This window comes from Pseudoxanthomonas sp. 3HH-4 (assembly GCF_006716465.1).
Classification (GTDB): Bacteria; Pseudomonadota; Gammaproteobacteria; order Xanthomonadales; family Xanthomonadaceae; genus Pseudoxanthomonas_A.
In genome coordinates this window covers 69630-96313 of the sequence record NZ_VFPB01000005.1, presented here as the reverse complement: position 1 = coordinate 96313, position 26684 = coordinate 69630, and the positions used below count along the sequence as shown (strand labels likewise).

At 67.7% G+C, this 26684-nt stretch carries 32 protein-coding genes and 1 other RNA gene; 21 read left to right on the top strand and 12 right to left on the bottom strand.

Annotation, left to right across the window (positions count from 1 at the left end; genetic code table 11):
* The first annotated feature begins 81 nt into the window (after positions 1–81).
* The 4 genes from ssrS (at position 82) to rpiA (ending at position 2365) form a co-directional block, all read left to right on the top strand.
* Positions 82–268: non-coding RNA, 6S RNA (gene ssrS, locus FB548_RS14905), on the top strand.
* 202 nt (positions 269–470) lie between these two features.
* Complete coding sequence (locus FB548_RS14900) at positions 471–1073, top strand: 5-formyltetrahydrofolate cyclo-ligase (protein ID WP_142125904.1); 603 nt, start codon at positions 471–473, stop codon at positions 1071–1073.
* A complete protein-coding gene (locus tag FB548_RS14895) occupies positions 1070–1537 on the top strand; it encodes an EVE domain-containing protein (RefSeq protein ID WP_142125590.1) in 468 nt (155 codons plus the stop codon). Before FB548_RS14900 ends, FB548_RS14895 begins: the two co-directional genes overlap by 4 nt.
* A gap of 177 nt (positions 1538–1714) precedes the next feature.
* Positions 1715–2365: a ribose-5-phosphate isomerase RpiA gene (gene rpiA / locus FB548_RS14890; RefSeq protein ID WP_142125589.1), complete on the top strand. Its 651-nt coding sequence runs from the start codon at positions 1715–1717 to the stop codon at positions 2363–2365.
* A gap of 28 nt (positions 2366–2393) precedes the next feature.
* On the opposite strand, the gene FB548_RS14885 is transcribed toward rpiA, so the two are convergent.
* On the bottom strand, positions 2394–2783 hold the full coding sequence (locus FB548_RS14885; RefSeq protein WP_142125588.1) for a transcriptional regulator: 390 nt from the start codon (positions 2781–2783) through the stop codon (positions 2394–2396).
* A 220-nt stretch (positions 2784–3003) separates the two neighbouring features.
* Between FB548_RS14885 and FB548_RS14880 the strand changes: the two genes are divergently transcribed.
* The 3 genes from FB548_RS14880 (at position 3004) to FB548_RS14870 (ending at position 4792) form a co-directional block, all read left to right on the top strand.
* The gene (locus tag FB548_RS14880; RefSeq protein WP_142125587.1) at positions 3004–3369 is read left to right on the top strand and encodes a hypothetical protein; all 366 of its coding nucleotides are present in this window, start codon (positions 3004–3006) and stop codon (positions 3367–3369) included.
* 89 nt (positions 3370–3458) lie between these two features.
* Positions 3459–3905 (top strand): DUF192 domain-containing protein, encoded by a 447-nt coding sequence (locus tag FB548_RS14875; RefSeq protein ID WP_142125586.1) that lies wholly within the window; start codon positions 3459–3461, stop codon positions 3903–3905.
* Positions 3906–3943: 38 nt separating this feature from the next.
* Complete coding sequence (locus FB548_RS14870; protein WP_142125585.1) at positions 3944–4792, top strand: SirB1 family protein; 849 nt, start codon at positions 3944–3946, stop codon at positions 4790–4792.
* Between the two features lie 206 nt (positions 4793–4998).
* Here FB548_RS14870 and FB548_RS14865 read toward each other — a convergent pair whose 3' ends face one another.
* Entirely contained in the window at positions 4999–5220 is a 222-nt protein-coding gene (locus FB548_RS14865; protein WP_185742129.1) for a rubredoxin, read from the bottom strand.
* A 35-nt stretch (positions 5221–5255) separates the two neighbouring features.
* Here FB548_RS14865 and thiE point away from each other — a divergent pair, with 35 nt between their 5' ends.
* From thiE to FB548_RS14835, 6 genes are all read left to right on the top strand, one after another.
* Entirely contained in the window at positions 5256–5894 is a 639-nt protein-coding gene (gene thiE, locus FB548_RS14860; protein ID WP_142125583.1) for a thiamine phosphate synthase, read from the top strand.
* 101 nt (positions 5895–5995) lie between these two features.
* The gene (gene hemL, locus FB548_RS14855) at positions 5996–7288 is read left to right on the top strand and encodes a glutamate-1-semialdehyde 2,1-aminomutase (protein ID WP_142125582.1); all 1293 of its coding nucleotides are present in this window, start codon (positions 5996–5998) and stop codon (positions 7286–7288) included.
* Positions 7285–7914 (top strand): HAD-IA family hydrolase, encoded by a 630-nt coding sequence (locus tag FB548_RS14850; protein WP_142125581.1) that lies wholly within the window; start codon positions 7285–7287, stop codon positions 7912–7914. The genes hemL and FB548_RS14850 overlap by 4 nt, the downstream gene beginning before the upstream one ends.
* A 70-nt stretch (positions 7915–7984) precedes the next feature.
* Positions 7985–9109, top strand: a complete 1125-nt coding sequence (locus FB548_RS14845; RefSeq protein WP_142125580.1) for a DJ-1/PfpI family protein — start codon at positions 7985–7987, stop codon at positions 9107–9109.
* A 4-nt stretch (positions 9110–9113) separates the two neighbouring features.
* Positions 9114–9803, top strand: coding sequence for a response regulator transcription factor (locus tag FB548_RS14840; RefSeq protein ID WP_142125579.1), 690 nt, complete (start codon positions 9114–9116; stop codon positions 9801–9803).
* The gene (locus FB548_RS14835; protein ID WP_142125578.1) at positions 9800–11080 is read left to right on the top strand and encodes a HAMP domain-containing sensor histidine kinase; all 1281 of its coding nucleotides are present in this window, start codon (positions 9800–9802) and stop codon (positions 11078–11080) included. Before FB548_RS14840 ends, FB548_RS14835 begins: the two co-directional genes overlap by 4 nt.
* Here the strand turns inward: FB548_RS14835 and FB548_RS14830 are convergent, their stop codons facing one another.
* Positions 11081–12319, bottom strand: coding sequence for an acetylornithine transaminase (locus tag FB548_RS14830; protein ID WP_142125577.1), 1239 nt, complete (start codon positions 12317–12319; stop codon positions 11081–11083). It abuts the gene before it with no gap.
* A 130-nt stretch (positions 12320–12449) separates the two neighbouring features.
* Between FB548_RS14830 and FB548_RS14825 the strand changes: the two genes are divergently transcribed.
* Entirely contained in the window at positions 12450–13322 is an 873-nt protein-coding gene (locus FB548_RS14825) for an ion transporter (RefSeq protein ID WP_142125576.1), read from the top strand.
* Between the two features lie 16 nt (positions 13323–13338).
* On the opposite strand, the gene FB548_RS14820 is transcribed toward FB548_RS14825, so the two are convergent.
* The 5 genes from FB548_RS14820 to FB548_RS14800 all read right to left on the bottom strand — a co-directional run bounded on the left by FB548_RS14820 (position 13339) and on the right by FB548_RS14800 (position 16315).
* Entirely contained in the window at positions 13339–13875 is a 537-nt protein-coding gene (locus FB548_RS14820; protein WP_142125575.1) for a cysteine hydrolase family protein, read from the bottom strand.
* 26 nt (positions 13876–13901) lie between these two features.
* Positions 13902–14339 (bottom strand): VOC family protein, encoded by a 438-nt coding sequence (locus FB548_RS14815; RefSeq protein ID WP_142125574.1) that lies wholly within the window; start codon positions 14337–14339, stop codon positions 13902–13904.
* 7 nt (positions 14340–14346) lie between these two features.
* Entirely contained in the window at positions 14347–14751 is a 405-nt protein-coding gene (locus tag FB548_RS14810; protein WP_142125573.1) for a DoxX family protein, read from the bottom strand.
* 71 nt (positions 14752–14822) lie between these two features.
* Positions 14823–15635 carry an NAD(P)-dependent oxidoreductase gene (locus FB548_RS14805; protein WP_142125572.1) on the bottom strand — a complete coding sequence of 271 codons (813 nt, stop codon included), beginning with the start codon at positions 15633–15635 and terminating at the stop codon, positions 14823–14825.
* Positions 15636–15718: 83 nt separating this feature from the next.
* On the bottom strand, positions 15719–16315 hold the full coding sequence (locus FB548_RS14800) for a phosphotransferase (RefSeq protein ID WP_255470597.1): 597 nt from the start codon (positions 16313–16315) through the stop codon (positions 15719–15721).
* A gap of 129 nt (positions 16316–16444) precedes the next feature.
* Between FB548_RS14800 and FB548_RS14795 the strand changes: the two genes are divergently transcribed.
* The gene (locus FB548_RS14795) at positions 16445–18451 is read left to right on the top strand and encodes a bifunctional DedA family/phosphatase PAP2 family protein (protein WP_142125571.1); all 2007 of its coding nucleotides are present in this window, start codon (positions 16445–16447) and stop codon (positions 18449–18451) included.
* Between the two features lie 135 nt (positions 18452–18586).
* Here FB548_RS14795 and FB548_RS14790 read toward each other — a convergent pair whose 3' ends face one another.
* The 4 genes from FB548_RS14790 to FB548_RS14775 form a co-directional block, all read right to left on the bottom strand.
* Positions 18587–19162 (bottom strand): LON peptidase substrate-binding domain-containing protein, encoded by a 576-nt coding sequence (locus tag FB548_RS14790; protein ID WP_142125570.1) that lies wholly within the window; start codon positions 19160–19162, stop codon positions 18587–18589.
* A gap of 10 nt (positions 19163–19172) precedes the next feature.
* A complete protein-coding gene (gene mpl, locus FB548_RS14785; protein ID WP_255470578.1) occupies positions 19173–20531 on the bottom strand; it encodes a UDP-N-acetylmuramate:L-alanyl-gamma-D-glutamyl-meso-diaminopimelate ligase in 1359 nt (452 codons plus the stop codon).
* Between the two features lie 85 nt (positions 20532–20616).
* Positions 20617–22326 (bottom strand): cellulase family glycosylhydrolase, encoded by a 1710-nt coding sequence (locus FB548_RS14780; protein ID WP_142125569.1) that lies wholly within the window; start codon positions 22324–22326, stop codon positions 20617–20619.
* A gap of 141 nt (positions 22327–22467) precedes the next feature.
* Entirely contained in the window at positions 22468–23046 is a 579-nt protein-coding gene (locus FB548_RS14775) for an adenylate kinase (RefSeq protein WP_142125568.1), read from the bottom strand.
* 120 nt (positions 23047–23166) lie between these two features.
* Here FB548_RS14775 and FB548_RS14770 point away from each other — a divergent pair, with 120 nt between their 5' ends.
* The 6 genes from FB548_RS14770 to FB548_RS14750 all read left to right on the top strand — a co-directional run bounded on the left by FB548_RS14770 (position 23167) and on the right by FB548_RS14750 (position 26661).
* Entirely contained in the window at positions 23167–24423 is a 1257-nt protein-coding gene (locus FB548_RS14770; RefSeq protein WP_142125567.1) for a 6-phosphofructokinase, read from the top strand.
* Between the two features lie 7 nt (positions 24424–24430).
* On the top strand, positions 24431–24823 hold the full coding sequence (locus tag FB548_RS14765) for a DUF488 family protein (RefSeq protein WP_142125566.1): 393 nt from the start codon (positions 24431–24433) through the stop codon (positions 24821–24823).
* A gap of 69 nt (positions 24824–24892) precedes the next feature.
* The gene (locus FB548_RS19035; RefSeq protein ID WP_255470577.1) at positions 24893–25024 is read left to right on the top strand and encodes a hypothetical protein; all 132 of its coding nucleotides are present in this window, start codon (positions 24893–24895) and stop codon (positions 25022–25024) included.
* A 29-nt stretch (positions 25025–25053) separates the two neighbouring features.
* A complete protein-coding gene (locus FB548_RS14760) occupies positions 25054–25422 on the top strand; it encodes a DUF4440 domain-containing protein (protein WP_142125565.1) in 369 nt (122 codons plus the stop codon).
* A 117-nt stretch (positions 25423–25539) separates the two neighbouring features.
* The gene (locus FB548_RS14755) at positions 25540–26166 is read left to right on the top strand and encodes a hypothetical protein (RefSeq protein ID WP_142125564.1); all 627 of its coding nucleotides are present in this window, start codon (positions 25540–25542) and stop codon (positions 26164–26166) included.
* 3 nt (positions 26167–26169) lie between these two features.
* On the top strand, positions 26170–26661 hold the full coding sequence (locus tag FB548_RS14750; protein ID WP_142125563.1) for a DUF2846 domain-containing protein: 492 nt from the start codon (positions 26170–26172) through the stop codon (positions 26659–26661).
* The last annotated feature ends 23 nt before the right edge of the window (positions 26662–26684 follow it).

Genomic DNA, 26684 nt, shown 5'->3' with positions numbered 1-26684 from the left:
CGTGTGCATGTCGCCGACCGCGCACTGAATCGGCCGACGAACGGGCTAGGCAAAAAGTCTTCAATCGCTATACTGGCCAAGCGTCCTCTGCTGTACTCGACAGTGAGCGCAAACATTCGCCTTGTCCCTTAATTACGACCACGGGATGGTGACGGTTACCGGGAGTGCAGGTCTGCCTCGCAGCGGAAAGCCCGATGGTTGCCCAACCTTCCCACTTGAACCCCGGGTTCAAGGTCGTTTCGCGAACATCGTGCATGGCGGAGGACGTATTTTTCCCGCGGCAGCGGCATCAGCCGCGACCCGGCCGGTCCTGTTGCACCCGCCCTTGAGCGGGATGACTTCGAAACGAAGCCGATTGCACTAGGGATCCGACGCCCAGGGCCGTGACTGACGCCGCTCCCGCGGATCCACCGGCAACGCCGGTGCGCATGCCGTAAAATTCGCGCATGCCCGACTCCCCGTCTTTCGCCATGGCCGCCGAGCGCAATGCGCTGCGCCGTGAGCTTCGCGTGCGCCGCCGCGCCCTGCCCGCCGCCGAGCGCATTGCCGGCGCCGATGCACTCGCCACGCGCCTGTTCGCCCTGCCCTTTTTCCCTGCCACCGGTTATGTCGCCGGCTATTGGGCGATGGACGGCGAAATCGGCCTGCACAGCTGGCAGCTGCGCCTGCCGCCCGGCCTGGTCTATTGCCTGCCCGTATTGGCCGATGACGAGACGCTGCGCTTCGCCCCTTGGCGACCCGGCGATGAGCTGGTGACCAACCGCTACGGCATTCCCGAACCGGATGTCGATCCACGCACCGGCCTGACCGCCACCGAGATGGCCTTGATCGTCGTGCCGCTGGTTGGGTTCGACGCCGCGGGCCACCGTCTCGGCATGGGGGGTGGCTGGTACGACCGCACGCTGGCGCCACGCCTGCAACGCCCCGCGCCGCCGTGGCTGGTCGGGGTCGGCTTCGAGGCGCAGCGCATCGACACGGTCGGTGCGCAGGCCTGGGACGTACCGCTGGATGCCATCTGCACCGAGCGCGACACGCTGCTTCCTTCCTCCTCTTTGCCGGACGCCCCACCATGACCGCCCGCAAGCGCTACTGGCTGATGAAGTCGGAACCGGATGCTTTCTCCATCGATGACCTGAAAAAGGTCGGCACCGAGCCGTGGAACGGCGTGCGCAACTACCAGGCGCGCAACTTCATGCGCAGCATGCAGGTAGGCGATGGCGTGCTGTTCTACCACTCCAACTGCAAGGAGCCGGGCATCGTCGGCACCGCCACCGTGTCCAGCACCGCGTATCCGGACGAAACGCAATTCGATCCGAAGTCCGACTACCACGACCCCAAAAGCACGCGCGAAGATCCGCGCTGGTCGCTGGTGGACGTGACGTTCGAACGCAAGCTTACGCGCACCATCACGCTGGACGAGGTCAAGCAGCATGCCGATGCGCTGGGGGAAGGCTTCGCGCTGACCCAGCGCGGCAGCCGCCTTTCCGTATCGCCGGTGACGGCCGCACAGTGGAAATACCTGCTGGCGCTGGAATAACCGCAGTCCCTGTAGGAGCGACGTCAGTCGCGACCGTGTGCCTTGGAAGACCGGAAAGCCGCAGCACGGTGAACTTCTCCTCCCTGTCGCACCGGGTTTCCCCGATGCTCCAGCTTCCCGGTCGCGACTGACGTCGCTCCTACAACGCCCCTCCTCCTTTACACGAGTGTTGAACCCATGAGCGAAGCAAAGCGCCTGGCCGGCGAGAAGGCCATCGAATTCGTCGAGGACGGCATGATCGTCGGCGTGGGCACCGGTTCCACCGTCGCTTTCTTCATCGACGCACTAGGCGGCATCAAGGACCGCATCAAGGGCGCGGTGTCCAGCTCCGAGCAGAGCACCGCGCGGCTGAGGCAGCACGGCATCGAAGTGCTCGACCTCAACCACACCGGCACGCTGTCGCTGTACGTGGACGGCGCCGATGAATGCGATCCGCACAAGCGCCTGATCAAGGGTGGCGGCGCGGCGCTGACGCGCGAGAAGATCATCGCCGAGGCCAGCAAGCAGTTCGTCTGCATCGTCGACCCCAGCAAGCAGGTGCCGGTGCTGGGCAGGTTCCCGCTGCCGGTGGAGGTGATTCCGATGGCGCGCAGCCTGGTGGCGCGCGAGATCCTCGCCCTGACCGGCGGCCAGCCGGTGTGGCGCGACGGCGTGACCACCGACAACGGCAACGTGGTGCTGGACATCCACAACCTGTCGATCACCGACCCGGTGGCGATGGAGCGCGAGATCAACCAGATCCCCGGGGTGGTCAGCGTGGGCCTGTTCGCCCGCCGTCCTGCGGATATCGTCATCGTCGGCGGCGAACCGCCGGTCGTGCTGCGCTAGGCGACGGACACGGGGCGGCCGAGCGCTTCTACGCCTCGTCCGCCAGCGCCTTCACCAGTTCGCCCACGAGTTCGCGCTTCTTGGGAGGCAACCGCAGGAAGGCATCGATCACCTGGCGTTCGCGGCTGCCGGCACCCACAGGCCACGTGGCCCGCGTTTCGGCCACGCGTGAACGAGGGCTCGTGCCGAAGCGCAGAGTATGCGGATCCGCTCCCAGCAGGTCCGCCAGCACCTGCAGCTTGTCCTGCGCGGGAATCGCGCGGCCACCGAGCCAGCGCGATGTGGTCTGGAAAGTGACAGAGCGGCCGCGATAGCGGGTGTTGAACAGATGGAACAAAACCGTTGGGCGTGGCTCATAGCCGGCCTGCTGCATGGCATGCGCCAGTCGCTGTGAGAATTTTTCCCGCTCGTTGCCCATGCGGGGAACGTTAGCGGCGGCGAATCACACTTATTAACCAGTTAAGTTAATTGACGTGAACTTATCGAGTTCATAAAGTCGATCCCGATCGCGTGGCGACGTTCCTGCCAACGGAAAGCCGGGCCATCGCGAGCACTCCCACAGACACAAGGAGATGTCGATGCCACTGATGGACGCCAATGGGCCCGAAGCGCCCGCCACTGATACGTGTGATATGGCGATGTCCGCGCCGTCCCACATTCCGCTGGATGACGCATTGCACGTGCTGCAGGCCGATCCTGGACACAGCCTGGCAGACCCGGGCCTCGCCAGGCTGCCGCCGGCGGGGCTCGACAGGCTGTTCCTTGCGGCACGCAGGCAGGCCGAACGCAACCATGACGGCATCCTGCTGCTGCTCGACCTGCTGCAGGTCGCGCAGCGTGCGGACAGCGCAAGCCATCGCCAGCTGATGCCCAGCGTCGTCCGCCAGCTGCGCCATCACGTGGAAGACCAGCAGCGCTGGCACGCGCTGGCGGAGAACGCCGCCTACTATCGCGACAACCGGCTCGCGGCGGAGAAGATCGCCGCGAAGCTGCGCACGGACTGAACCCGCTGCGGCGCGCGCGCATCACCGCAGACCGACAGGCTCCGGGCACGGCGCTACACTACGGCCCTCCTCGAACAGCGGACTTCGACATGCGCCTTCCCCAGCTGACCGTGCTCGCTTTTGCCCTTTTCCTCAGCGGCTGCGCCAACGGCGGGCCATGGGTCGAAGTGGGCGGCGAGCGCTTCACGGTGGAGATCGCCGATGACGATGCCGAGCGTGCGCGCGGGTTGATGTTCCGCGACGAACTGGCCACCGGCACCGGCATGCTCTTCATCCACGACGCCGAAGAGCCGCAGGCGTACTGGATGAAGAACACCCGCATCGCACTGGATATCCTCTACTTCGACAACGGCCGCAAGCTGGTGTCGCAGCAGCGCAACGTGCCGCCCTGTTCCGGCGGCAATGCCTGCCCGTCCTACCCCAGCGCCCGGCCGGCCCGTTACGTGCTTGAACTCAATGCAGGCGAAGCGGAGCGGCTGAAGCTCCAGGACGGCGCGGAACTGGGCCTCGGCGATGGCATTCCACCCGTCCGCTGAGGCTTGATTGTCGGCGCGAACGGCCCCAATCTGTGCCCATGGGGGATCGACTGACATTGCCGGAATGGAATGCGTTGGCCAGCCAGGCGGATGAAACCGTGCCGCTGCTGGAAACCGCGCTGCTGATCGCGCGCGACGAGTACCCCGACCTGGATGCCGATCTGTACGACACGCTTGTCCAGAGCCACGCCGAGCACCTGCGCCACGAGATCGACACCATCGAACCGTGGCCGCTGAAGATGGCCGCCATCAACCGGCACCTGTTCGACGAACTGGGCTATACCGGCAACCACGACGAGTACTACGACCCGCGCAACAGCTACCTCAACCAGGTCTTCGAGCGCCGGCTGGGCAACCCGGTATCGCTGGCGATGGTGCAGATCGAAGTGGCCCACCGGCTGGGCGTGCCGCTGGACGGCGTGTCCTTCCCCGGCCATTTCCTGGTGCGCCTGCCGGTGGACGACGGCCTGCTGGTGATGGACCCCTTCAACGGTGGCCGCCCGCTGGGCGTGGACGAACTGCGCGAACGCGCCAAGCCGCACCTCGGCGGCGATGTCCCCGATGATGCGGCGCTGCTGCACATCCTCAACCCTGCCTCACCGCGCGCGATCCTGGTGCGCACGCTGCGCAACCTGCACGGCGTGTACGCCGAGCGCGAGGAGTGGGACCGCGCCGCGCGCAGCGTCGATCGCGTGCTCAAACTGACGCCCGACCAGCCCGATGCCCTGCGCGACCGCGGCCTGGCGTACCTCAAGATGGACCACCGCCATGGCGCCCAGCGCGACCTGACGCGCTACCTGCAGCTGGCGCCGGAGGCGAACGACACGTCCGCGATCCGCGAGCAGCTGGTGGAGCTAAACGCGGTGCGTTCGTCGCGGATGCATTGAGCGTCAGGAGCAGGCCACTTCCTGCGTCCCCTGTAGGAGCGACGTGAGTCGCGACCGCACAATTTGAACTCCATCGTCTCGGCTTCGCGCGCGTTGCCTCACGCTGTTTCGCCGTAAACAACCATCCCCTGCCGGGGTCGCATTACGGACATCCGACGCCTCCGGTCGCGACTCACGTCGCTCCTACAAGGGGTGCAGGCAGCACGTCAGTCCAATTCCACCATCTCGAAATCGTCCTTGCCCACGCCGCAGTCGGGACAGGTCCAGTCGTCCGGGATGTCTTCCCAGCGCGTGCCCGGGGCGATGCCTTCTTCCGGCAGGCCGTCGGCCTCGGCATAGATGAAGCCGCAGACCACGCACATCCAAGTGCGGAAGATGGTGGCGGTGGCGTCGGTCATCGGATAATGCACACTGGAAGGAGCGGCCATTGTCCCACTGCCGCCCGTGCACCGGAAGTTCACCCATGACAGCCCCGCCGCCGCCCGTCCGCACTGCCCGCGGGCTGTACCTGATCACGCCGGAAGAACCCGACACTGCGCGCCTGCTGGCGCGCGTGGCTGCGGTACTTCCCTATGCCACGTGGCTGCAATACCGGCAGAAGGGCGCCGATGCCGGCCTTCGCCACATGCACGCCGTGGCCCTGCAAGCGCTTTGCACGCAGGCGAACGTGCCGCTGATCATCAACGATGACGTCGCGCTGGCGGAGGCCGTTGGCGCCGCCGGCGTCCATCTGGGGGAAGACGACGGCGATCTCGCCGCCGCACGCAGCCGCCTGGGCGTGCACGCCATCGTCGGCGCCTCGTGCTACGACGATGCCGCGCTGGCCAAGCGCGCGGTGGCCGCGGGCGCCAGCTACGTCGCGTTCGGGGCCTTCTTTCCCACCGCCAGCAAAGTGACAACGCGACGCGCCACGCCGGCCTTGCTGGCCGGCGCCGCAGCGCTGGGCGTCCCGCGGGTGGCGATAGGCGGCATTACCCCGGACAATATGGGGCCGCTGGTGGCGGCCGGTGCGGATCTGGTCGCCGTCATCGGCGGCGTGTTCGAGGCCGCCGATCCCGTTGCCGCCGCGCGGGCTTACCGGAAGGGTTTTGGCGGCGCCTGATGCTCCTGTGGGAGCGACGTCAGTCGCGATGAGGCGTCATGGCCATTCCATCGCGACTGACGTCGCTCCCACAGACGACTTCCTCTCTTCCGGACCATTCCATGAACCACGACACCTCCCACGCCCTGTTCGCCCGCGCCCAGGAACTTCTTCCCGGTGGCGTCAATTCGCCAGTGCGCGCGTTCAAGTCCGTGGGCGGTGAACCGTTCTTCGTGCAGCGTGCGGACGGCGCCTGGTTGCATGACGTGGATGGCAACCGCTACATCGACTACGTCGGCTCCTGGGGCCCGATGATCGTCGGCCACAACCATCCGGCCGTTCGCGAGGCGGTGCAGGCGGCCATCCAGAACGGCCTGTCGTACGGCGCGCCCTGCCCGGCCGAAGTGACGATGGCGGAGACCATCACCCGCCTGGTGCCGTCGTGCGAGATGGTGCGCATGGTCAACTCCGGCACCGAGGCCACGCTGTCGGCGATCCGGCTGGCGCGCGGCGCCACCGGGCGCAACCGCATCGTCAAGTTCGAAGGCTGCTACCACGGCCACGGCGACTCGTTCCTGGTGAAAGCCGGCAGCGGCATGCTGACGCTGGGCGTGCCGACCTCGCCGGGCGTGCCGGCGGGACTGAGCGAGCTTACGCTGACGCTGAGCTACAACGATTTCGAAGGCGCCACCGCCATGTTCGAGCAGTACGGCGGCGAGATCGCCTGCCTGATCATCGAACCCGTGGTCGGCAACGCCAACTGCCTGCCGCCGCGCGAAGGCTACCTGCAGCACCTGCGCGCGTTGTGCACGCAGCACGGCGCGCTGCTGATCTTCGACGAAGTGATGACCGGCTTCCGCGTGGCCCTCGGCGGCGCGCAGGCGCATTACGGCATCACGCCCGACCTCACCACGTTCGGCAAGATCATCGGCGGCGGCATGCCGGTGGGGGCCTACGGTGGCCGGCGCGACCTGATGCAGCAGATCGCGCCGGCCGGCCCGATCTACCAGGCCGGCACGCTGAGCGGCAATCCGGTAGCGATGGCCGCGGGTCTGGCGATGCTGGAGCTGATCCAGGCCCCGGGTTTCCACGACGGGCTTGCTGCCGCGACGGTAGCGCTGTGCGAAGGGATGGAAGCCGCCGCGCGTGCTGCCGGCGTGCCGCTCACGACGACCCGCGTCGGCGCGATGTTCGGCCTGTTCTTCACGGATCAGCAGGTGGATACCTACGCACAGGCCGTGGCCTGCGACACCGCGGCGTTCAACCGCTTCTTCCACGCCATGCTGGAGCGCGGCGTGTACCTGGCGCCGTCGGCGTTCGAGGCCGGCTTCATGTCCAGCGCGCACACGCCCGAGGTGATCGAGGCGACGCTCGTCGCCGCGCGCGAGGCCTTCAAGGTAGTCGCGGCTGGATGAAGCCGCGCATCCATCAGGTGCTGTTCGATTTCGACGGCGTCCTGGCGCACTACCGCCACGAAGTCCGGATCGCTCACCTCGCCGCGCATGCCGGCTGCGAACACGAGCGCGTGCGCGAGGTGCTGTTCGTATCGGGGCTGGAAACCGAGTACGACAGCGGCAGTGTCGACACGGACACTTACCTGCAGCGGCTCGGCGAAGGGATCGGCGCTGCCGTTGACGAGGACGCATGGATCGCGTCGCGGCTGGCCGGCAGCACGGCCATGGACGACGTGCTGACCCGTGTCACTGCGCTGCACGCGGACGTGGCGATGGGCGTGCTGACCAACAACGGCGCGATGATGACGCAGGCCATCCCGCGTATCGTCGCGCCGCTGGCGGCGCGGATCGAGGGCCGCGTACTGACCAGTGGTGGCCTGCAGCGCCGCAAGCCGGCACCTGCCACCTTCACGCATGCGCTGGAGCTGCTCGGCTGGGACGCCACCAGCACACTGTTCGTCGACGACAAGTTCACCAACGTGCAGGGCGCGCGCGAAGCCGGCCTGCACGCGGAGACCGTGACCGACGGGCGCACGCTCGGCAAGGCGCTGAAACGCTACGCCTTCGGCCCCCAGACCGGCTGGTGACCGGCCTGGTTTGAACCTTGATTGATCCGGCGACAGGACACTGGTGCCCACCCACCGGAGAATCGTCCTCATGCGCTTCATTCCCCTTACGTTCCACTTGGCCTGCGCACTCCTGCTGGCCACCCTCGCCGCACCGCTGCACGCGACGGATGCAGGCAGGATCCTGATCGTCGTCAGCGGCGAAGGCCGTGACCAGGGCAAGACCCGCCCGGGCTACGAGTTCGACGAGCTGTCGCAGGCGTGGCTGATCTTCAAGGCGAACGGCTTCGCCATCGAGGTCGCCAGTCCGCAAGGGGGTGCCGTGGAAGCCGACAAGTACAACCCGCAGGAGTCGTTCAATGCGGCCCTGCTCGCCGATGCGGATGCCACACGCGTGCTCGCCGACACACGGAAAACCCGGGACGTGAAGGCGAGTGATTACGCCGCCATCTACGTGGTCGGCGGCAAGGGCGCGATGTTCGACCTGCCGCGCGATGCTGCGCTGGCATCGCTGCTGGCAGATGCGTACGAACACGGCGCCGTGATCGGCGCGGTCTGCCACGGACCGGCCGCGCTCGTCGACGTCCGCCTGCGCAATGGCGCGTCGCTCGTGGACGGCAAGACCCTGACCGGCTTCACCAACGAGGAGGAAGCCCTGTTCGGCAAGCGCTGGGCGAAGGAGTTTCCCTGGTTGCTGGAAGACAGGCTGCGCGAGCGCGGCGCACGCTGGGAAGAGGCGCCGCTGATGATGCCGAAGGTCGTCGTCGATGGCCGTCTCGTCACGGGGCAGAACCCCTACTCAACCCCAGGTGTCGCCGAGGCCATCGTACGCGCCACGGGCCGTACGCCGGTCGCGCGCACGGCGTGGCGCGACGAACTGACGATGGCACTTGCAGCACAGGCACGCGAAGGCGACACCAAGAGCGCTGCGGCCGCCCTGGCCGCCGAGACCGCGCGCTACCACGTCGACCTGCTCGGCCTGCTCGGCTACTACCAGGCGCAGGCCGCCTCCCGCGATGACGACATCCGCCACGCGCTGCAGCTGATGCAGCTGGCGATGCCGTACATGGCGCAACCGGAGCTGAAACTCGGTGCCGCCGAAGCGCACCTGCGGCTGGGCGAACATGCGCAAGCCAGGGCACTGGTGCAGCGTGTGCTGGAAGGCAAGCCCGACATGGAAGAAGCTAGGGCCCTCCTGCAACGCATCGACGGTTGAACCGATGAAGGCCACCGCGCTCCGCATCCTGGTGATCGAGGACAACCCGTTGCTGCGCGCGCAACTCGATGGCCTGTTCACGGCGGAAGGCATCCATGCCGAATTCGCCGGCGACGGACTGAGCGGACTGCAGATGGCGCTGGCTTCGCCGCCGGACGTGCTGGTACTGGACCTGGGTCTGCCCGGGCTTGATGGCGTCCGTCTCTGCGAGCGCCTGCGGGCGGAGGCCGACCGGCATGTCCCCGTGCTGATGCTGACCGCGCGCGATGCGCTGGAGGACAAGCTGCACGGCTTCCGCGCCGGCGCCGACGACTACCTTGTGAAGCCGTTCGCAGGCGCGGAACTGCTGGCGCGCTGCATCGCCCTGTCGCAACGCCATCGCACCGGGAAGACACACGTGCTGCGGATCGGCACACTGGAGGTCGACCGCCGCCACGGCCATGCGCGCCGCGAGGGCCGCGAGTTGGACCTCCACGCCACCAGCTACCAGATCCTGCTGGCGCTGGCCGAGGCTTGGCCGCGCACGCTGACGCGCAGCGACCTGGTCCAGCGACTGTGGGATGACGCTCCGCCCGAGTCCGATCCCCTCCGCACGCATCTTTACCTGCTGCGGCAGGCGCTGGACAAACCGTTCGCCACGCCGATGCTGAAGACCGTGCATGGTGTCGGTTTCCGGCTGGAGGCCGACGCATGATGCCTTACAGCCCGCCGCGCCGACGCCTGCGCAACCGCCTGATGCTGGCATTCGCCGGCTTCACCGCGCTGGTCGCTGCCGTGTTCGCGCTGTACGTCGTGCTGTTCGTGTATGCGGTGGAAGACCAGCTCTTCGAGACGATGCTGGACCGCGAGGCTGCCGCGCAGCAGGCACACCACGAGGAACATGGGGACTGGACCACGCCACGCGACGGCTTCATGTCGATCGCGACAACGGCGTCGGCCCTGCCCGACGGCATCGCCGACGTATTGCGCGAGGAGCCGCGACGACGCGAATTCGCCGGCGCGGAGGGCCGCCACTACCACCTGCGCACGCTGCCATCACGCGATGCGGGCGAACCCGCCGCGTGGCTGGTCGCCGAAGTCAGCTCCCTGCTTGTCGTGCGGCCGATGCGTGCGCAGATCGTGCGATTGCTGGTGTGGTCCGGGGTCGCCATGGTGGCGCTCGCCCTGCTGCTGGGCGGCTGGCTGGCGGGGCGCATCACTGCACCGCTATCGCGACTGGCGGATGCCGTGGGCGATGCGACACCGGAACGGCTGCCGCCCGGTTTCGCCGCCGGTTTCCCGGACGATGAAGTGGGCGTGGTCGCCCGCCGGCTGGACGACCTGATCGCGCGCGTCCGGGACTTCGTCGAGCGCGAACGGGAGTTCACCCGTGACGCCAGCCACGAATTGCGCACGCCGTTGACGGTGATCCGGACCGCGACTGAACGGTTGGACCTGGAAGCCGGTTTGTCCGACGCGGCACGACGCCATCTGGACCACATCGCGCAATCATCGCGCCAGCTCGAACAGACCGTCGCGCTGCTGCTTTCGCTGGCGCGGGAGCAGGCATCGCCCGAATCGGAGATCAGGACGCCGGTGCTGCCGCTGCTGGAACGCGTCATCGTCGAGCAGTCTCCGCTGCTGGAGCACAAGCCGGTCGAGGTGCAGGTCGATGTCGCAACCCACGTCTTCACGACACTGCCGGCGACCGTGCTGAACATCCTGCTGTCGAATCTCGTCGGCAACGCCTTCGCGCACACCCGCGCCGGTCACATCGTCATCGACATGCAAGACAGCGCGTTGCGCATCGCCAATCCCGGTGGCGACGTGCGCGATGTCGACTTCGAACCGTTCGTGAAAGGCCACGACAGCAGCGGCTTCGGCCTTGGACTGTCGATCGTGCAGCGGCTCTGCGAGCGCCACGGCATCGTGCTGCGGATCGATAGCAGAGCGGGCCAGACGATCGCGCGGCTCATACTGCCTGCGGGCTGATCACGCCACTCTTCGGCCCGCGAACGCGCGCAGCGCGGCATGCAGGCGCTGCAGGCCATCGGCCACTTCCGCATCGGTGATGTTGAGCGAAGGCACGAAACGCAGCACGTCGGGGCCGGCCTGCAGCATCAGCAGGCCCTGCGCGGCGGCCAGGTCGAGCACCTCACCGGCGCGCCCCGCGTACTTCGCATTGAGCACCGCGCCCAGCATCAGGCCACGACCGCGCACCTGCGAGAACAGGCCGAGTTCCGCATTCATCGCGTCCAGTCCCTTGCGCAACGCGGCCGCCTGACGGGCGACATTGTTGGCGATCTGCGGCGAAGCCAGCTTGCGCAGCGCCACGCGCGCCACCGCGGCCGCCAGCGGATTGCCGCCGAAGGTGGTGCCGTGCGCACCGAACTGCATCACCTCGGCCACCTTGGGGCCGGCCAGCATCGCGCCGATCGGGAAGCCTCCGCCCAGCGCCTTGGCCAGCGTCACGATGTCCGGCACCACGCCGTCCTGCCAGTGTGCGAACAGCGTGCCCGTGCGCCCCATGCCCGCCTGGATTTCGTCCAGCACGAGCAGCGCACCATGGTGATCGCACAGCGCGCGCACGCCAGCCAGGAAGCCGGGCGCGGCCGGCATCACGCCACCCTCACCCTGTACCGGCTCCAGCATCACGGCAGCTACGTCGCCGCAGGACATGGCGATTTCCAGTTGGGTCAGGTCGTTGAAATCGACGTAGCGGAAACCAGCGGGCAGTGGCTCGTAGCCCTCCTGGTATTTCGGTTGCGCCGTCGCCGTCACGGCAGCCAGCGTGCGGCCATGGAAGCTGCCACGGAACGTCACGATCACACGCTGGTCCGGCGCGCGGCCCTGCGAGGCGGCCCACTTGCGCACCAGCTTGATCGCCGCTTCATTGGCTTCCGCGCCGGAGTTGCACAGGAACACGCGCTCGGCGAAACGCGACGCGGTGACCAGTTCCTCGGCCAGGCGCAGCGGTGGCTCGCTGTAGAAGACATTACTGGTATGCCACAGCCTGCCCGCCTGCTCGGTCAGGGCCGCGACCAGGTCGGGATCGTTGTGGCCCAGCCCGCAGACGGCGATGCCGGCGGACAGGTCGATGAATTCGCGCCCCTCGCTGTCCCAGACGCGCGCGCCCTGGCCGCGCTCCAGCACGAGTTCGCGCGGGCGATAGACCGGGACGTAGTAACGCTGGCCATTGGCCAGCAGGTCGGCGGTGGGCGTGCTGCTCATGGGCGTGATCCGGAACGACGGTACAGTCGGTTATTGTGGCGCATGTGCGGCGGCAGGACAGCCCGCACCGCGGCAACGACGCTCACGCCCCTCGCGCTGCCGGCCGTGGCGAGGGGCTACGGGATCCACGATGCGCCTGTTCTCCGATCCTCAACTCAACCCGGCGGCGGAACACGGCTGGCGGCGGCGCTGGTTCGACATCATTTATCGGCACGACACCCCACCCGCGCGCAACTTCGATCTGGTGCTGGTGGTCGCCATCCTCGCCAGCGTGGGCGTGATCATGCTGGACAGCGTGGCGGCCTTCCATGCGCGCCACGCCCGCACGCTGTACGCGCTGGAATGGGGTTTCACCGTACTGTTCACGCTGGAGTACCTGCTGCGCCTGGCCACCGTGCGGCGGCCACTGCGCTACGCGCTGAGCATCTGGGGGATGATCGACCTGCTGTCGATCCTGCCGACCTATCTTTCACTGCTGGTGCCCGGCAGCCAGAGCCTGCTCGTGGTGCGCATCCTGCGCATCCTGCGGCTGTTCCGCATCCTCAAGCTGACCCGCTACGTGGAAGAGAGCGGCATCCTGCTGGGTGCCCTGTGGCGCAGCCGTCGCAAGATCCTGCTGTTCTTCAGCAGCGTCATGACGCTGGTCGTCATCTTCGGTGCGCTGATGTACGTCGTCGAAGGTCCCGAGCACGGCTTCGCCAGCATTCCCACCAGCATGTACTGGGCCATCGTCACCATGGCGACCGTGGGCTTCGGGGACATCGCGCCGCAGACCCCGCTGGGCCGTGCCATCACCTCGGTGCTCATCCTGATCGGCTACAGCATCATCGCCGTGCCCACCGGCATCTACACGGCGGAACTGGCCACCAGCCTGCGCGACGCCTCGCATGACCGGGGGCCGCTGGACCGCCGCGGTTGCCCGGAGTGCGGACTGGAAGGCCACGATGCGGGCGCCCTGCATTGCCGGGGCTGCGGCTGCCGGCTGCCGGAGCCGATGAACTGACGATGGCGGTCGCGGCTCAGCCCGCGAACGCGATCTCCGCCGCCGGCAATGCACGGATGCCAACGCCGAAGCTGCGGATCGCCGGCAGCGTGGCATTGTGGTGCGTGCGGATCTGGTCGGCCGTCGCGTGCGCCTTGTCGTGGGTGGTGTGCGCGTCGGCGGCCAGCACCACGTGGTACCCGTGCGCCGCCGCACTGCGCGTGGTGGTGTCCACGCAGAACTCCGTCGCGTAGCCGCACAGCACCACGCCTTCCACCCCGCAGAACGACAGCACCTCGTCCAGTCCGGTGCGCAGGAACGAGTCCGGCGTGCTCTTGCGGATGCGATGGTCACCCTCGGCCACCGACAACGCGGGATGCAGCGCCCAGCCCGTGGATTGGGGCTCCAGGTCACCCGTGCGTTCATGCTGCACGAAAACCACGGGCATGCCGGCATCGCGGGCTTTCGCCGACAGCGCATTGATGCGCTCGATCACGCCATCGGCATCGACCGGCGACGGCTCCGGCTCGAACAGGCCACGCTGCACATCGATCACGACCAGGGCAAGGTTCATCTGTCGGGCTCCTTCTTGCGGATGCGTCACCAGCTTCCCGTATTCGGCATCGAAAGCCAAGGCTCCTGCGGCGGCAGCGCGGCACCCTTCTGCAACAATTCGATCGAGATCAGGTCCGGCGTCCGGACGAATGCCATGCGGCCATCGCGCGGCGGGCGGTTGATGGTGACGCCCAGCGACTGCAAGTGCGCGCAGGTCGCATGGATGTCATCGACCTCGAATGCGAGATGGCCGAAGTTGCGCGCGCTGCCATAGTCCTCGGCGGGCGATCCGTCTTCCGGCGGCCAGTTGTAGGTCAGTTCGATCTCCGCCTCCGGATTGGCCGGCGCGCCGAAATAGACCAGGGTGAAACGCCCCTGCGGGCTCTCCATGCGCCGGGTTTCCACCAGGCCCAGGCCTTCGGTGAGGAAGCGGCCGGTGGCCTCGAGATCGTGGACGCGGATCATCGCGTGCAGGTATTTCATGACAGCCTCATGCAGGAACGGAAGAACGGGGACAGTGCGCCCACGCATGGGCCAGCAGGCAGGCGATGATCAGCACGCTGTACTCGGCGCCATTGCGGCCAAGCCCCACCACGAACCAGCCCGCCGGCGCGTGCACCAGCCAGATGCCGCAGGCATAGATGGCGCTGAACACCAGCGCGATCGGCGTGATCCATCGGCCCACCGCGAACACCGGTGCCGCGACCAGTTCGAACACCGTCACGAACCATGCGATCCCCAGTCCGAACGGAAATCCGCGCGACTCCAGGAATACACCGAAGGGAGTCACGCCATCGGCCAGCACGCGCGCGATGCCATGGACGAAAAGCAGCGTGGCCAGGGCCATGCGGATGAACGCCAGCGCCTGGCGTCCCGCGGTTTCAGATGGCGACATCGTCGTGGCTCCTCTTCATGACTGGCATCGAAGGCAGGTTGCGCGGCACGCGGGGCCGCACCTGCCTGCTACTACAGGAACAGATCCGGCAACGGCGATTGCGACGGATCAACGGCATACGGCGCGAAATCCGTGACGCCCGCTTCGCGCAGCACATCCTCATCGATCAGGAACTGGCCGTGGAAACCGCGCGCATCGCGGGCGAGCACGGCGTGCGCGGCGTCCGCCACGATCTGGGGCGTGCGGCAGCGCGGGATCTCCACGCCGGGAATCATGTTCAACGCATCGGTGGCGATGATGGTGCGCGGCCACAGGGCATTCACTGCGATGCCCTGCGGACCGAACTCGCCGGCCAACCCCAGGGTCACGAAGCTCATGCCCATCTTCGCCAACGTGTAACCGGTGTGTGGCGCCCACCACTTCGGGTCCAGCGTGGGTGGCGGCGCGAGCGTCAGGATGTGCGGATTGGCGGCCTGCTTCAGGTAGGGAAGCGCGGCCTGCGCGCACAGGAAGCTGCCACGCGCATTGACCTGCTGCATCAGGTCGAAGCGCTTCATCGGCGTGTCCAGCACACCGGCCAGCCAGATGGCGCTGGCATTGTTGACCAGGATGTCGATGCCGCCAAAGGTATCGGCGGTGGCCGCCATCGCGGCCTTCACGTCGTCCTCTTCGCGGATGTCGCACTTCAGCGCCAGTCCGCGCCCCCCGGCGTCGTTGACCGCCTGCGCGGCCGTGTGGATGGTGCCGGGCAGTTTCGGATTGGGCACCGATGATTTGGCCGCGATCGCCACGTTGGCGCCATCGCGCGCCGCACGCAGGGCGATGGCCAGGCCGATGCCGCGCGAGGCGCCGGTGATGAACAGGGTTTTGCCTGCGAGGTTCATGTCGTTTCCTGGTCTCTAAAAACCGTCATTGCAGGAGCGCCCGTGGGGCGCTCCTGCAGGTCCGGAAGCTGCAACTCCGGGCATCACGGCTTCGGCCCCTGCCCTTCGTTGTCTTCCCACTTCAACAGCCGACGCGTGATGAAACGATAGACCGGCTTGCCGGTGCGGAACCACAGATCGCGCAGCCACGACGTGCGCTTGAGCACGCGTTTCTCGACCGGCGTCAGCGAGGCGCCGCAGTACATGCGCTTGTGCTTGAGCAGATGCCGCAGGTCCTGCCGCGCCAGCAGGCGCATCCAGCGCGAGCGCGGATCGCCTCGGGTGGCGAGCTGGAAATCGATGATCGCCGGGCGGCCGTCTTCCAGCACCAGCCAGTTCGCCTCCTTGGCGAGATCGTTGTGGGCGATGCCCCGGCGGTGCAATTGCTGCAGCAACCGGCGCGCGGCGCGGAAGTAGGCCAGGTCGCCACGCGGCGGCCGCTGGTACATCGCTGCGCCCTCCATGTAGCTGCGGTCGAGCCGGCGACCGGTCCAGTCGAGCAGCTGGGGGACATCGGCCATGCCGGCGACCTTGCGCAATGCAAGCGCCTCGCGCCGCGCCAGCCACCAGGCCGGCAACCGCAGCCACAGCGGGACGTGTGCAAGGTCACGGCGTACGAATGCCCCGCCGCCGCCCCGCATCAACGAGATGCGGCCGAAGCTGTCGGCCTTGAGTGCAGCGATTTCGGAGGGCGAGCGCAAGTCCACGACGTCATTCTATCGTCCATAGGTCGCAGACGCCGGTCATGTGCCGCCGCCTATAATCCGGCGATGGAGTCCTCCTGGTTCGACAACCTGCTGGCCTGGATCAGCGCGCATCCCATGGCCGCGGGGCTGGTGATCTTCGCCATCGCCTTCTGCGATGCGGTGATCATCATGGGCGCCATCGTGCCGGCCCTGCCGTTGCTGTTCGCGGTCGGCGTGCTGATCGGCCTGGGCGAAATCTCGGGTCCGTACGCCGTCCTCTGCGCCACGCTGGGCGCGCTTCTGGGCGACGCGACGAGTTACTGGGTCGGTCATCGCTGGGGTCAGCAGCTGCGCACGGTGTGGCCGTTCCGCAAGTATCCGCAGTTGCTCGACCGCGGCGAACTGCTGTTCCGCCGCAACGCGTGGAAGAGCCTCTTCATCGCGCGCTTCGTCGGTCCCATCCGGCCGTTCGTGCCGGCGGTCGCCGGCATCTCGCGCATGCCGCTGCGGCGCTACGCCGTGGCCAGCGGGGCGGCGTGCATCGCATGGGCGGCCGCATTCCTGCTGCCCGGCTGGGTGCTGGGCCACGCGTACGATGCCGTGGCCGCCGTGGCCGGCCGACTGGCGCTGGTCCTGGGACTGCTGGTGCTGGTGATCGCGCTGGCATGGGCCATGGTGCTGTACACCTATCGTTGGTTTGCCGCCCACGCCGATGCCCTGCTGGCGCGTGCACTGGCGTGGTCGCACGCGCATCCGGTACTGGGGCGCTACACCGCGGCGGTCTTCGAGCCTGCGCGGCGCGAATCCGTGCCCCTGGCCCTGCTGGCCATCCTGTTGCTGGCGATCGTATGGGTCTGGTTCGCCTTCCTCGTCATCGTGATCGGCCACGGCGAACCGCTGGCGGCGGACCTGTGGGTGTACGAACTGATGCGTGCGCTGCGCAACCCGCTGGCGGACCATCCCCTCGCCGCGATCGCCTCGCTCGGCGACGAGCAGGTGCTGGCCCCGGCATCGCTGCTGGTCCTTGGCTACCTGTGCTGGCGCAAGCGTTGGATGGCGGCCGCACACTGGCTGGCCGCCATCGCCTTCGGCCTCGCCTTGACGGCATGGCTCGGTGCATCGGTGGACATCCCCAAGCCACCCAGCGTCAGCAGCGGGTTCGGCTTCCCGTCCATCGCGGTGACGATGTCGACGATCACCTTCGGCTTCTTCGCCGTGCTGATCGCACGCGAACTGCCGGGCCGCACGCGCGTGTGGCCCTACCTGGTGTCGGGCATCGTGGTGGCGCTCATCGGCTTCGCGCGCATCTACCTGGGTGCGCACTGGCTCAGCGACATCATCGGCGGCATGTTGTTCGGCCTGGTCTGGCTGCTGGTGCTGGGCATCGCCTATCGCCGCCGCATGGTGCGCTCGTTCTGGATCAAGCCGATCGCGTGGCTGTTCTACGGCAGCTTCGTGCTGGCCGGACTGTGGCATGCGCCGCGCAACGTGGAGCACATGCTGGCGCAGTTCCAGACACCGGTGATCGAACGGACGGTCGCGCTGCAGGACTGGTGGCAGCGCGACTGGCAGGCATTGCCGGCGCGCCGCAACGAGTTCGACGACGAACAGCGCTGGCCGCTGGACGTGCAGGTCGCCGGTCCGCTCGCGCCGCTGAAGGCCAGCCTGACAGCCGCCGGTTGGCGCGAACAGCCGCAGGCCGGATGGGAGGAAGCGCTGAATCTGCTCGACAGCGACCTGCCCGACGACGAGCAACCCGTGCTCCCCGCCACGCTCGACACGCGTGCTGAAAGCCTGCTGATGCTGCGCAAGGGCGACCAGCCTGGCGAAGTGTTCGTACTGCGCCTGTGGCCGGCGGACACGCGGCTGCAGCCCAGCGACGTACCACTATGGATCGGCAGTGCGCAGGTGCTGCAGCAGCAGCGCGCCTTCAATCTGGTGCGCCTGTGGCGGCCACTGCGCGAAGCGCGCACGGCGCTCGACGCGGTGACACAGGCCACGCCGGATCTCGCTCACGTGATCGCACCGCATCCGGACTCCGGGCTGCCGGTACTGCGCCTGCGCACCGATGACGAAGCGGTCTCGCCCTGACTCACCGGAAAGGTTCCTGCAGGAGGGGCTGACCCGCCGTGCGGCTGTTGAAAGCCAGCCCCGATGCCCTCCCCTCGGGCATCCCGGAACTTGAAACGCGCGATCGGGGCCGAAGCCCCTCCTACCGGGCCGGTGTCAGTCGATCCACTCCAGCAGGCGCTGCAGGCGCGCGTGCACGTCGTCTTCCTGCAGGATCGACACGCGCTGCTCCGGCGTGATCGGCAGCACCTGCGCCAATCGCCATCCCACCCAGGCGGCGTGCTCGAAGATGCGCGGCGGCAAGCCGTTCAGATCGGTACCCACCTTTTCCATCATGGTCTGCAGCAAGGTGCCGAGCAGTGCGTGCTCGGGACGGATCTCCCAGTCCTCGTCGGCGCACAGCCATTCCACATCCGCCATCACCAGCCCGTTGTCGCGAACACGCGTGCGGACCGCGTGGAAGCGCCGGTGCCCGCGCACACGCAGCGACAGCAGTCCGTCCTCGCCCATGTCGAAGTTCTCGATGCGCGCTTCGACGCCGTAGGCCGCCGGCGTCGCAGGCGCCCCCGCTTCGCTGCCCTCCAGGATCAGGCAGACCCCGAATCCGCCACCGGAACGCCCGCAGTCACGGACCAGATCCAGGTAGCGCCGCTCGAAGATGCGCAGATCCATTGCAGCACCGGGCAGCAGCACCTTGTGCAGCGGAAACAGCGGCAGCGACTCGTGCGCCATGCCGGCCACCTCAGCCTTGCAGTGACGCCAGGAAGCGTCGCGGCGCACCGTCGAAACCGCCGTTGGACATGAACACCACGTGGTCGCCGGACCGAACCTGCGTCTTCAACGCCGCGATCAGCGTATCGGCGTCAGGCACGGTGCGCGCGTCGCCACGGATGGCAGCGACGATCTTGCCGGCGTCCCATGCGAGTTCCGGCCGGTGCAGGAAGACGACCGCATCAGCGATGTCGAGCGACGGCGCGAGCGCCCCGGCATGCGCACCGGACCGCATCGAATTGCTGCGCGGCTCCATCGCCACCAGGATGCGCGCATCGCCGACACGCGCACGCAGACCTTCCAGGGTGGTGTGGATGGCAGTCGGATGGTGCGCGAAATCGTCGTAGACGGTGATGCCGTCATGCTGGCCGATCACTTCCAGCCGCCGCTTCACGCTGCGGAACGCCGCCAGCGCCGGCAGCACGGTGGCGATGTCGACGCCCACCGCATGGCACGCGGCCAGTGCGGCCAGGCCATTGAGCACGTTGTGGCGGCCGAGCATCGGCCAGTGCACCTCGCCGATCTCCGCGCCGTTGTGGCGCACCGCGAACGCGCTGCCGTCCTCGCGGATCAGGCGCGCGCTCCACTCCAGCGAGGCGTCGAAGCCGAAGCGCTCGACCGGTGTCCAGCAGCCCATCGCCAGCACTTCCGCCAGGCGCGCATCCTCGCCGTTGACGATCAGGCGGCCGCGGCGCGGCACCGTGCGCACGAGATGGTGGAACTGGCGCTGGATCGCGGCCACGTCCGGGAAGATGTCGGCGTGGTCGTATTCCAGGTTGTTGAGGATGGCGACCAGCGGGCGGTAGTGGACGAACTTGCTGCGCTTGTCGAAGAAGGCGGTGTCGTACTCGTCGGCCTCGACCACGAACTCGCGGCCGCCGCCGATGCGCGCCGACACGCCGAAGTCCTCGGCCACGCCGCCGATCAGGAAGCCCGGCGAACGCCCGGCCGCGTCCAGCAGGTAGGTCAGGATGGTCGTCGTGGTGGTCTTGCCATGCGTGCCGGCGACGGCCAGCGTGTCGCGGCCGGGCAGCACGCGTTCGGACAGCCATTGCGCGCCGGAGATGTAGCGCCGGCCCTGGTCCAGCACCGCCTCGACCGCGGGATTCCCGCGCGACAGCGCGTTGCCGATCACGATCTCGTCGCAGTCCGGCGCGATGTTCTGCGGCTGGTAGCCCTGCGCCAGCGCGATGCCGAGCTGCTCGAGCTGGGTCGACATGGGCGGGTAGATGGCCTGGTCGCTGCCTTCGACGGTGTGGCCGAGTTCGCGGGCCAGGGCGGCCACGCCGCCCATGAAGGTGCCGGCGATGCCGAGGATGTGGATCTTCAAGACTGCAGTTCCGGGATGAGTCCGCGAACTTTAGCCGAGCGCGCCGGGTTCGGCACGTCCTGCAAGGCGTGGGCGTGACGAGGGTTCAGCGGGAAAAATGCAGGGCCTGCAGATCCAGACCGTCGCTCTCGGCCTTCACTACCAGCGTGTTGCGCCCGGGCGCGAGTCGCAGCGCACGGAATCCGCGGGCGCGTTCGGCGGCCTTCACCGGTACCCCGTTGAGCACCAGCGAGACACGCCCCGTGCCGCGCCCGTCCAGCGCCAGCCGATAACGGCCGCCGGCACCGGCATCGAGGGTGTACTTGAGCCACTCGCCGCGTCGCATGCCCGCGACACGGAGTGCACCGTCGTCGCCCTTGCCCAGGTCGACACCGTCGTTGCGGTAGGTCATGGCCGGGTTCCACACCACGCGCTCGCCACCGTCGGAGATATGGTGATTGGCCGGCGTGAGATCGTGGTAGGCCACGCCGTTGCGGCCCATGTCGAAATCGACCGCCGCGATGATGCCGCCCTGCGCACCGATCGCGTGCGCCTTGAACGGCACCGACTGGTCCGAATGCGGCGCGCGGAACAACGCATCGATCACGTCCGGATGCTGCACGTTGTTTTCGTAGCGCACGTCCTCGCGGGCGAGGCGCATCAGCGCCGCTTCTGCCTCTTCCGAGGACGGACGCGGACCCTCGCCCTTCCAGTACGCAAGCACCCGGCGATAACCGTCGTTCGGCACCACCTGCAGCGGGTTGTTGTAGCGGATCTTCTTCAGCGGCCACCACGCCCAGCCAATGCCCTCGCCTTCGACAAGGGCCACGGTGCGGGCGAACCAGTCGTTGGAGTTCTCGCCGGTCTCGCCCAGCCACAGCGGCATGCGGTGCCTGTCGCGCAGCGCCAGCAGGTCGGCGATGCTGTCGCGCGTGGTGACGTTCCAGTACTTGTGGAAGCTGATCACCAGATTGTCGTCCCACGGACCGTCGTCGAGCACGCCGCGGTAGTTGTTGCCCCAGCAGTTGCCCTCGATGACGATGATGTGCCGTGTGTCCACTTCGCGGATCGCGCGCGTCGTACGCACCAGCAGGTCCTTCAACGGCGCGTTGCCGTCTTCCTTGCAGCCGTTGCTGTCGGCCTTGTCGGCGAAGCCCCAGTTGGGCTCGTTGATGATGTCGTACGCGGCGATGTACGGCTCGTCCCTGTAGCGCTGCGCCAGCTTCTTCCACAGCGCCACCATCTTGTCTTGGTGGCGCGGGTCGTCCCAAAGCGAGGGCTGCGAGGGATCGCGGTCGGCGATGTTGTTGTCGTTGCCCTGCCCGCCTGGCGCGGCGTGCAGGTCGAGGATCAGGTACAGATCATTGGCCTTGGCCCAGGCCAGCAGTTCGTCGGTACGGCGGAAGCCTTCTTCCACCCAGGTCTGCCGGCTGGCGACCGGCTCCTGCTCCACCGGCAGCGTGTACAGGGCGTAGTGCATCGGCAGGCGCACGGAGTTGAAACCCCAGCGCGCCATCGCGTCGATGTCGGCCTTGGTGGTGTGGTTGTCGCGCCAGGCCTGATAGAAGGCATCCGCCTTCTCCGGCCCGATCAGCTCGGCGATGCGCGCGTGGATGCTGCGTTGGGTGCCTACGCCGTCGATGTCGAGCATGTAGCCTTCCTGCAGCATCCAGCCGCCCAAGCCCATGCCGCGCAGGATCACCGGCTTGCCCGCTTCGTCGACGATCTGCGTGCCCTGCGTGCGCAGGAAGTCCCTGGCTTCGGCGGCGGATACGGCGAGCAGGCTGGCAAGCAGCAGGCTGGCGATGCGCTTCATCGACGACTCCGGGCGACCCCTCGGGACCCGGACCATAACAGCCGGCCCCCACAGCCCGCGATGCCCGCCATTACGGCCCTCAACGAGGAAGCCCCGCACTGGGCGGGGCTTCGCGGCGTCATGCGCTGAGGCGCAGGGACGTCAGCCCACTTCCTTGGCCGGCGCCAGCGCCTCGGTGATGCGGGTGAACACCTCGTCCAGCGAACCCACGCCGTCCACCACGGTCAGCTGGCCGTGCTGGCGGTAGTAATCGATCACCGGAGCGGTCTGGGTGGTGTACTTGTCCAGTCGGTTGCGTACCACCTCGGGCGTGTCATCGTCGCGGCCTTCCGCGGCGGCACGGCCGGCGATGCGCTCGACCAGCAGGTCGGCCGGCACTTCCAGTTGCACCGCATAGTCCATGGGCTGGCCAAGCCGGGCCAGCAACGTGCCCAGTGCATCGGCCTGGGCCTGGTTGCGCGGATAGCCGTCCAGGATGAAACCGTTGGCGGTGTCGGGGCGGGCGAAGCGGTCTTCCAGCATGCCGAGCAGGATGTCGTCGCTGACGAAGTCGCCGCGCGCCATGATTTCCTTGGCCTGCAGGCCCAGCGGGCTGCCGGCGGCCACTTCGGCGCGCAGCAGGTCGCCGGTGGAGATGTGCGGTACCTGCAGGTAGTCCTTCAGGCGCGCTGCCTGAGTGCCCTTGCCCGACCCGGGTGGGCCCAGTAGAACCAATCGCATGCTGTAACTCCCAAACTGGAATACTGCGGGCGGTGGATCGCGCCGGGCGCCGGGCGCCGCGCTGCACCGCGTCATCTGTGTGAAGCTTACCGCATCCCGGCAACCCGGAACGAACCCCACATGGCATCTGGCACCCTACTTTATGCGCAGTCCGGCGGTGTCACCGCCGTCATCAACGCCTCCGCATCGGCGGTCATCACCGAAGCGCGGGTCCGGAAAATCAAGGTCTTGGCGGCGCGCAACGGCATCCTCGGCGCGCTTCGCGAAGACCTGATCGACACCAGCAAGGAGTCGGCAGCCGCCATCCGCGCCCTGGCCCACACCCCGGGCGGCGCCTTCGGCAGCTGCCGCGTGAAACTGAAATCGCTGGAGGCCGACCGCGCGAAGTACGAGCGCCTGCTGGCGGTGCTGAAGGCGCACGACGTGCGTTACTTCCTCTACAACGGCGGCAACGATTCGGCCGACACCGCGTGGAAGGTCTCGCAACTGGCGCAGGCCTTCGACTACCCGCTGACCTGCATCGGCGTGCCGAAGACGGTCGACAACGACCTGGCCGTCACCGACACCTGCCCCGGCTTCGGCTCGGCGGCCAAGTACACGGCGGTCTCCGTGCGCGAAGCCGCGCTGGACGTGGCGGCCATGGCGGAAACCTCCACCAAGGTCTTCGTCTACGAGGCCATGGGCCGGCACGCCGGCTGGCTGGCCGCGGCGGCGGGCATGGCCGGGCAGACGCCCGACGAGGCGCCGCACATCATCCTGTTCCCTGAGCGCGCCTACGACGAGACGCAGTTCCTCGCGCAGGTGAAGAAGGTCGTCGACCGCGTGGGCTGGTGCGTGGTGGTGGCCAGCGAAGGCATCCAGCATGCCGATGGCCGCTTCGTCGCCGATGCCGGCGGCGGCAAGGACTCGTTCGGCCACACCCAGCTGGGTGGCGTGGCCTCGTATCTGGCCGGCCGGGTGAAGGACCAGCTGGGCCTGAAAGTGCACTGGACCCTGCCCGACTACCTGCAGCGCTCCGCGCGCCACATCGCCTCTAAGACCGACTGGGAGCAGGCGCAGGCCGTCGGCAAGGCGGCCGTGCAGTTCGCGCTGAAGGGACAGAACGCGGTGATGCCGGTGATCGTGCGCACCTCCGATGCGCCATTCCGCTGGAAGATCGAGGCCGCACCGCTGTCGAAGGTGGCCAACCACGAGAAGAAATTTCCGCCCGGTTTCATCCGCAAGGATGGCTACGGCATCACCCCGGCCGCGCGGAAGTACCTGCAGCCGCTGATCCGCGGCGAAGCCTATCCGCCCTATGGCACCGACGGCCTGCCCAAGTACGTCGCACTGAAGAACGTGGCGGTGAAGAAGAAACTGCCGGCCTGGGAAGGCTGACGCGCGCGTGACGCTCCGCATCGTCCGGCTCGGCAGTCCGCGCGCGAAGGACGAAGGCCTGCGCATCGGCACGGTGCGCAGGCCGCCACGTGGCGTGCCGAAGGCGGAGTTCGCGGCGCAGGACTGGTACGACGTCTGGTATCCCAATCTCGCGCCCAGCACGGAGCTGGTGAAGCAAGCGCAGGAGGCGACGACACCCAAGGACTGGGCTGCCTTCGCCAGGAAGTATCGCGCCGAGATGGCCGCGCCCGACAATGCCCGCACGCTGGACCTGCTCGCTGCGCTGTCGCACGGCAGCGACTTCTCGGTCGGCTGCTACTGCGAGGACGAAGCACACTGCCACCGGTCGGTGCTGCGCGCGCTGCTGGCCGAACGCGGCGCCATCATCAAGGCAGGATGACTTCAGGCACCGTCGCGGCATGCGCGGCGGTGCTAGCGTGGGCTCATCGCCAAGCCACCGGATGCTCCCATGTTCCGCAAAGTGCTCTTCGGACTGCTTGCCGTCGCCATCGGGCTCGCTGTAGCAGGCGCCGGCTACCGTTTCGGGCAATACCTCGCGCACAAGGACGCGGCAAGCTCCACCCAGCGCGCAACGTCCTGACCGCCGTCCTCTCGCGCTAGCATGGCCCGATGGATGATCTGCTCGCCGAACTGTCGGCCCTCGAATCCGAACTCCATCATCCCGGCGTGACCTGCACGCGCGAACGGCTGGAGCGCCTGTTGCACGCCGACTTCCATGAGGTCGGCCGTTCGGGCACGCGCTACACGCGGCAGACCGTCATCGACTTTCTCGCCGATCACCCGTCTCCGCCCCGCGTCGTCGCCTACGATCACCGCATCGAGCGGCTCGCGGATGGTGTGGCGTTGTTGCACTTCGCCTCGCACGGAATCGCTGGCGACGGCACACGGCACAGTGCCGCGCTGCGCATGTCGGTGTGGCGACGTACCGCGCTCGGCTGGCAGCTGTCCTATCACCAGGGTACCCCTGCCGCTTCGTAGCGGACGCCTCCGGCACCGGGCCCCGGCCACGGAATGGCCGCTTCCCCCGCTTGGCGCCCCCCTTCTGTTGCGCTAGCGTTGCCACCAGGGGGGAACATGCAAAGACAATGGACATGCGTGGGCGCGGGCCTGCTCGCGGTACTGTGCGCCTTGCCGTGCGGCGCGCAGGACGCGCTGGTGCCGCCTGCTCCCGTTAGCGGTGAAACAGCCCCGCCTGGGCAGCCTGCGTGCTGCGTACTGCCCGATGGCATGCTTCTCGTCATCGAGATACTCGACCCCATCAGTTCCGCGCACGCCCACCGCGGCGACGCCTTCCGTCTGCGCCTGAAGGAACCGGTGGTCGTGGACGATGCGATCGTGCTCCCCGCCGGCATCGAAGGCACCGGCGAGATCGTGCACGCCGAGCCCTCGCGCGGTGGAGGCAAACCCGGCGAACTCATCCTCGCGGCGCGTCGCCTCCAGATCGGCGACCAAACCATCCGGCTGCGCGGCTTCAAGCTGGGAGGTGCCGGACGCGACACCAGCGGCGCCGCACTGGGCGCGTCGCTTGGCATCGGACCCTTCGCGCACTTCATCCACGGCAAGGAAATCGAAATACCCGCGCTGACGACCGCGACAGCCAAGCTGGCCGGCTCCTTTTCCACGGAAGCCACCACGAGCGGCATCGCGCCAGACGCGGAGGCTCCAACGTTCTCTACGCCCGACATCCCATCCACCCCGAAACCACCCGACACACAGGAGTAACCCATGCGTCATTCACTGAACCGTTCGCTGCTCTGCCTCGCCCTGCTGCTGCCGATGGCGACCGGCCATGCCCAGTCCCAGGAGGCCGCTGCGCCTGCCGCCACGGAAGCACTCGAGGCAGCGACCGCGCCTGCACCGGGAGCGGGCGACAGCCTGATCGGCACACCGTCCGAAGGCATGGGCCAGATCGTGTTCTTCCGCGAGAAGAAATTCGCCGGCGCCGCCGTTAAGTACAAGGTCCGCGAAGGCGAAACCGAACTCGGCAAACTCAGCAGCGGCACGTACTTCGTCGCCTCCGTCACGCCGGGCACGCATCAGTACACCGTGCACTCCGAAGCCAAGGATGTGCTGACGCTCGAAGTAGAAGCGGGCGAGACGTACTACGTGCTCGGCTCGATCACGATGGGTTTCATGGCAGGACGCCCGAACCTGTCGCCTTCCGACGAGGCCGCCTTCAACGGCATGGCGAAAGAACTCAAACCCGCGAAGAAGTAAGCCCGGGCAAACAGGCTTGGCGG

Excerpts from the sequence above, each read along its gene's own strand:
- FB548_RS14795 (WP_142125571.1), top strand. The coding sequence starts at position 16,445 with ATGGAGTCCTCCTGGTTCGACAACCTGCTGGCCTGGATCAGCGCGCAT.
- FB548_RS19035 (WP_255470577.1), top strand. The coding sequence starts at position 24,893 with ATGTTCCGCAAAGTGCTCTTCGGACTGCTTGCCGTCGCCATCGGGCTC.
- rpiA (WP_142125589.1), top strand. The coding sequence starts at position 1,715 with ATGAGCGAAGCAAAGCGCCTGGCCGGCGAGAAGGCCATCGAATTCGTC.
- FB548_RS14835 (WP_142125578.1), top strand. The coding sequence starts at position 9,800 with ATGATGCCTTACAGCCCGCCGCGCCGACGCCTGCGCAACCGCCTGATG.
- FB548_RS14760 (WP_142125565.1), top strand. The coding sequence starts at position 25,054 with ATGGATGATCTGCTCGCCGAACTGTCGGCCCTCGAATCCGAACTCCAT.
- FB548_RS14800 (WP_255470597.1), bottom strand. The coding sequence starts at position 16,315 with ATGCGGGGCGGCGGCGGGGCATTCGTACGCCGTGACCTTGCACACGTC.
- FB548_RS14900 (WP_142125904.1), top strand. The coding sequence starts at position 471 with ATGGCCGCCGAGCGCAATGCGCTGCGCCGTGAGCTTCGCGTGCGCCGC.
- FB548_RS14805 (WP_142125572.1), bottom strand. The coding sequence starts at position 15,635 with ATGAACCTCGCAGGCAAAACCCTGTTCATCACCGGCGCCTCGCGCGGC.
- thiE (WP_142125583.1), top strand. The coding sequence starts at position 5,256 with ATGACAGCCCCGCCGCCGCCCGTCCGCACTGCCCGCGGGCTGTACCTG.
- FB548_RS14775 (WP_142125568.1), bottom strand. The coding sequence starts at position 23,046 with ATGCGATTGGTTCTACTGGGCCCACCCGGGTCGGGCAAGGGCACTCAG.
- FB548_RS14815 (WP_142125574.1), bottom strand. The coding sequence starts at position 14,339 with ATGAAATACCTGCACGCGATGATCCGCGTCCACGATCTCGAGGCCACC.
- FB548_RS14895 (WP_142125590.1), top strand. The coding sequence starts at position 1,070 with ATGACCGCCCGCAAGCGCTACTGGCTGATGAAGTCGGAACCGGATGCT.
- FB548_RS14885 (WP_142125588.1), bottom strand. The coding sequence starts at position 2,783 with ATGGGCAACGAGCGGGAAAAATTCTCACAGCGACTGGCGCATGCCATG.
- FB548_RS14770 (WP_142125567.1), top strand. The coding sequence starts at position 23,167 with ATGGCATCTGGCACCCTACTTTATGCGCAGTCCGGCGGTGTCACCGCC.
- FB548_RS14880 (WP_142125587.1), top strand. The coding sequence starts at position 3,004 with ATGTCCGCGCCGTCCCACATTCCGCTGGATGACGCATTGCACGTGCTG.
- FB548_RS14830 (WP_142125577.1), bottom strand. The coding sequence starts at position 12,319 with ATGAGCAGCACGCCCACCGCCGACCTGCTGGCCAATGGCCAGCGTTAC.
- FB548_RS14790 (WP_142125570.1), bottom strand. The coding sequence starts at position 19,162 with ATGGCGCACGAGTCGCTGCCGCTGTTTCCGCTGCACAAGGTGCTGCTG.
- FB548_RS14820 (WP_142125575.1), bottom strand. The coding sequence starts at position 13,875 with ATGAACCTTGCCCTGGTCGTGATCGATGTGCAGCGTGGCCTGTTCGAG.
- FB548_RS14870 (WP_142125585.1), top strand. The coding sequence starts at position 3,944 with ATGGGGGATCGACTGACATTGCCGGAATGGAATGCGTTGGCCAGCCAG.
- FB548_RS14750 (WP_142125563.1), top strand. The coding sequence starts at position 26,170 with ATGCGTCATTCACTGAACCGTTCGCTGCTCTGCCTCGCCCTGCTGCTG.
- FB548_RS14780 (WP_142125569.1), bottom strand. The coding sequence starts at position 22,326 with ATGAAGCGCATCGCCAGCCTGCTGCTTGCCAGCCTGCTCGCCGTATCC.
- FB548_RS14825 (WP_142125576.1), top strand. The coding sequence starts at position 12,450 with ATGCGCCTGTTCTCCGATCCTCAACTCAACCCGGCGGCGGAACACGGC.
- FB548_RS14850 (WP_142125581.1), top strand. The coding sequence starts at position 7,285 with ATGAAGCCGCGCATCCATCAGGTGCTGTTCGATTTCGACGGCGTCCTG.
- FB548_RS14865 (WP_185742129.1), bottom strand. The coding sequence starts at position 5,220 with ATGGCCGCTCCTTCCAGTGTGCATTATCCGATGACCGACGCCACCGCC.
- hemL (WP_142125582.1), top strand. The coding sequence starts at position 5,996 with ATGAACCACGACACCTCCCACGCCCTGTTCGCCCGCGCCCAGGAACTT.
- FB548_RS14840 (WP_142125579.1), top strand. The coding sequence starts at position 9,114 with ATGAAGGCCACCGCGCTCCGCATCCTGGTGATCGAGGACAACCCGTTG.
- FB548_RS14845 (WP_142125580.1), top strand. The coding sequence starts at position 7,985 with ATGCGCTTCATTCCCCTTACGTTCCACTTGGCCTGCGCACTCCTGCTG.
- FB548_RS14810 (WP_142125573.1), bottom strand. The coding sequence starts at position 14,751 with ATGTCGCCATCTGAAACCGCGGGACGCCAGGCGCTGGCGTTCATCCGC.
- FB548_RS14875 (WP_142125586.1), top strand. The coding sequence starts at position 3,459 with ATGCGCCTTCCCCAGCTGACCGTGCTCGCTTTTGCCCTTTTCCTCAGC.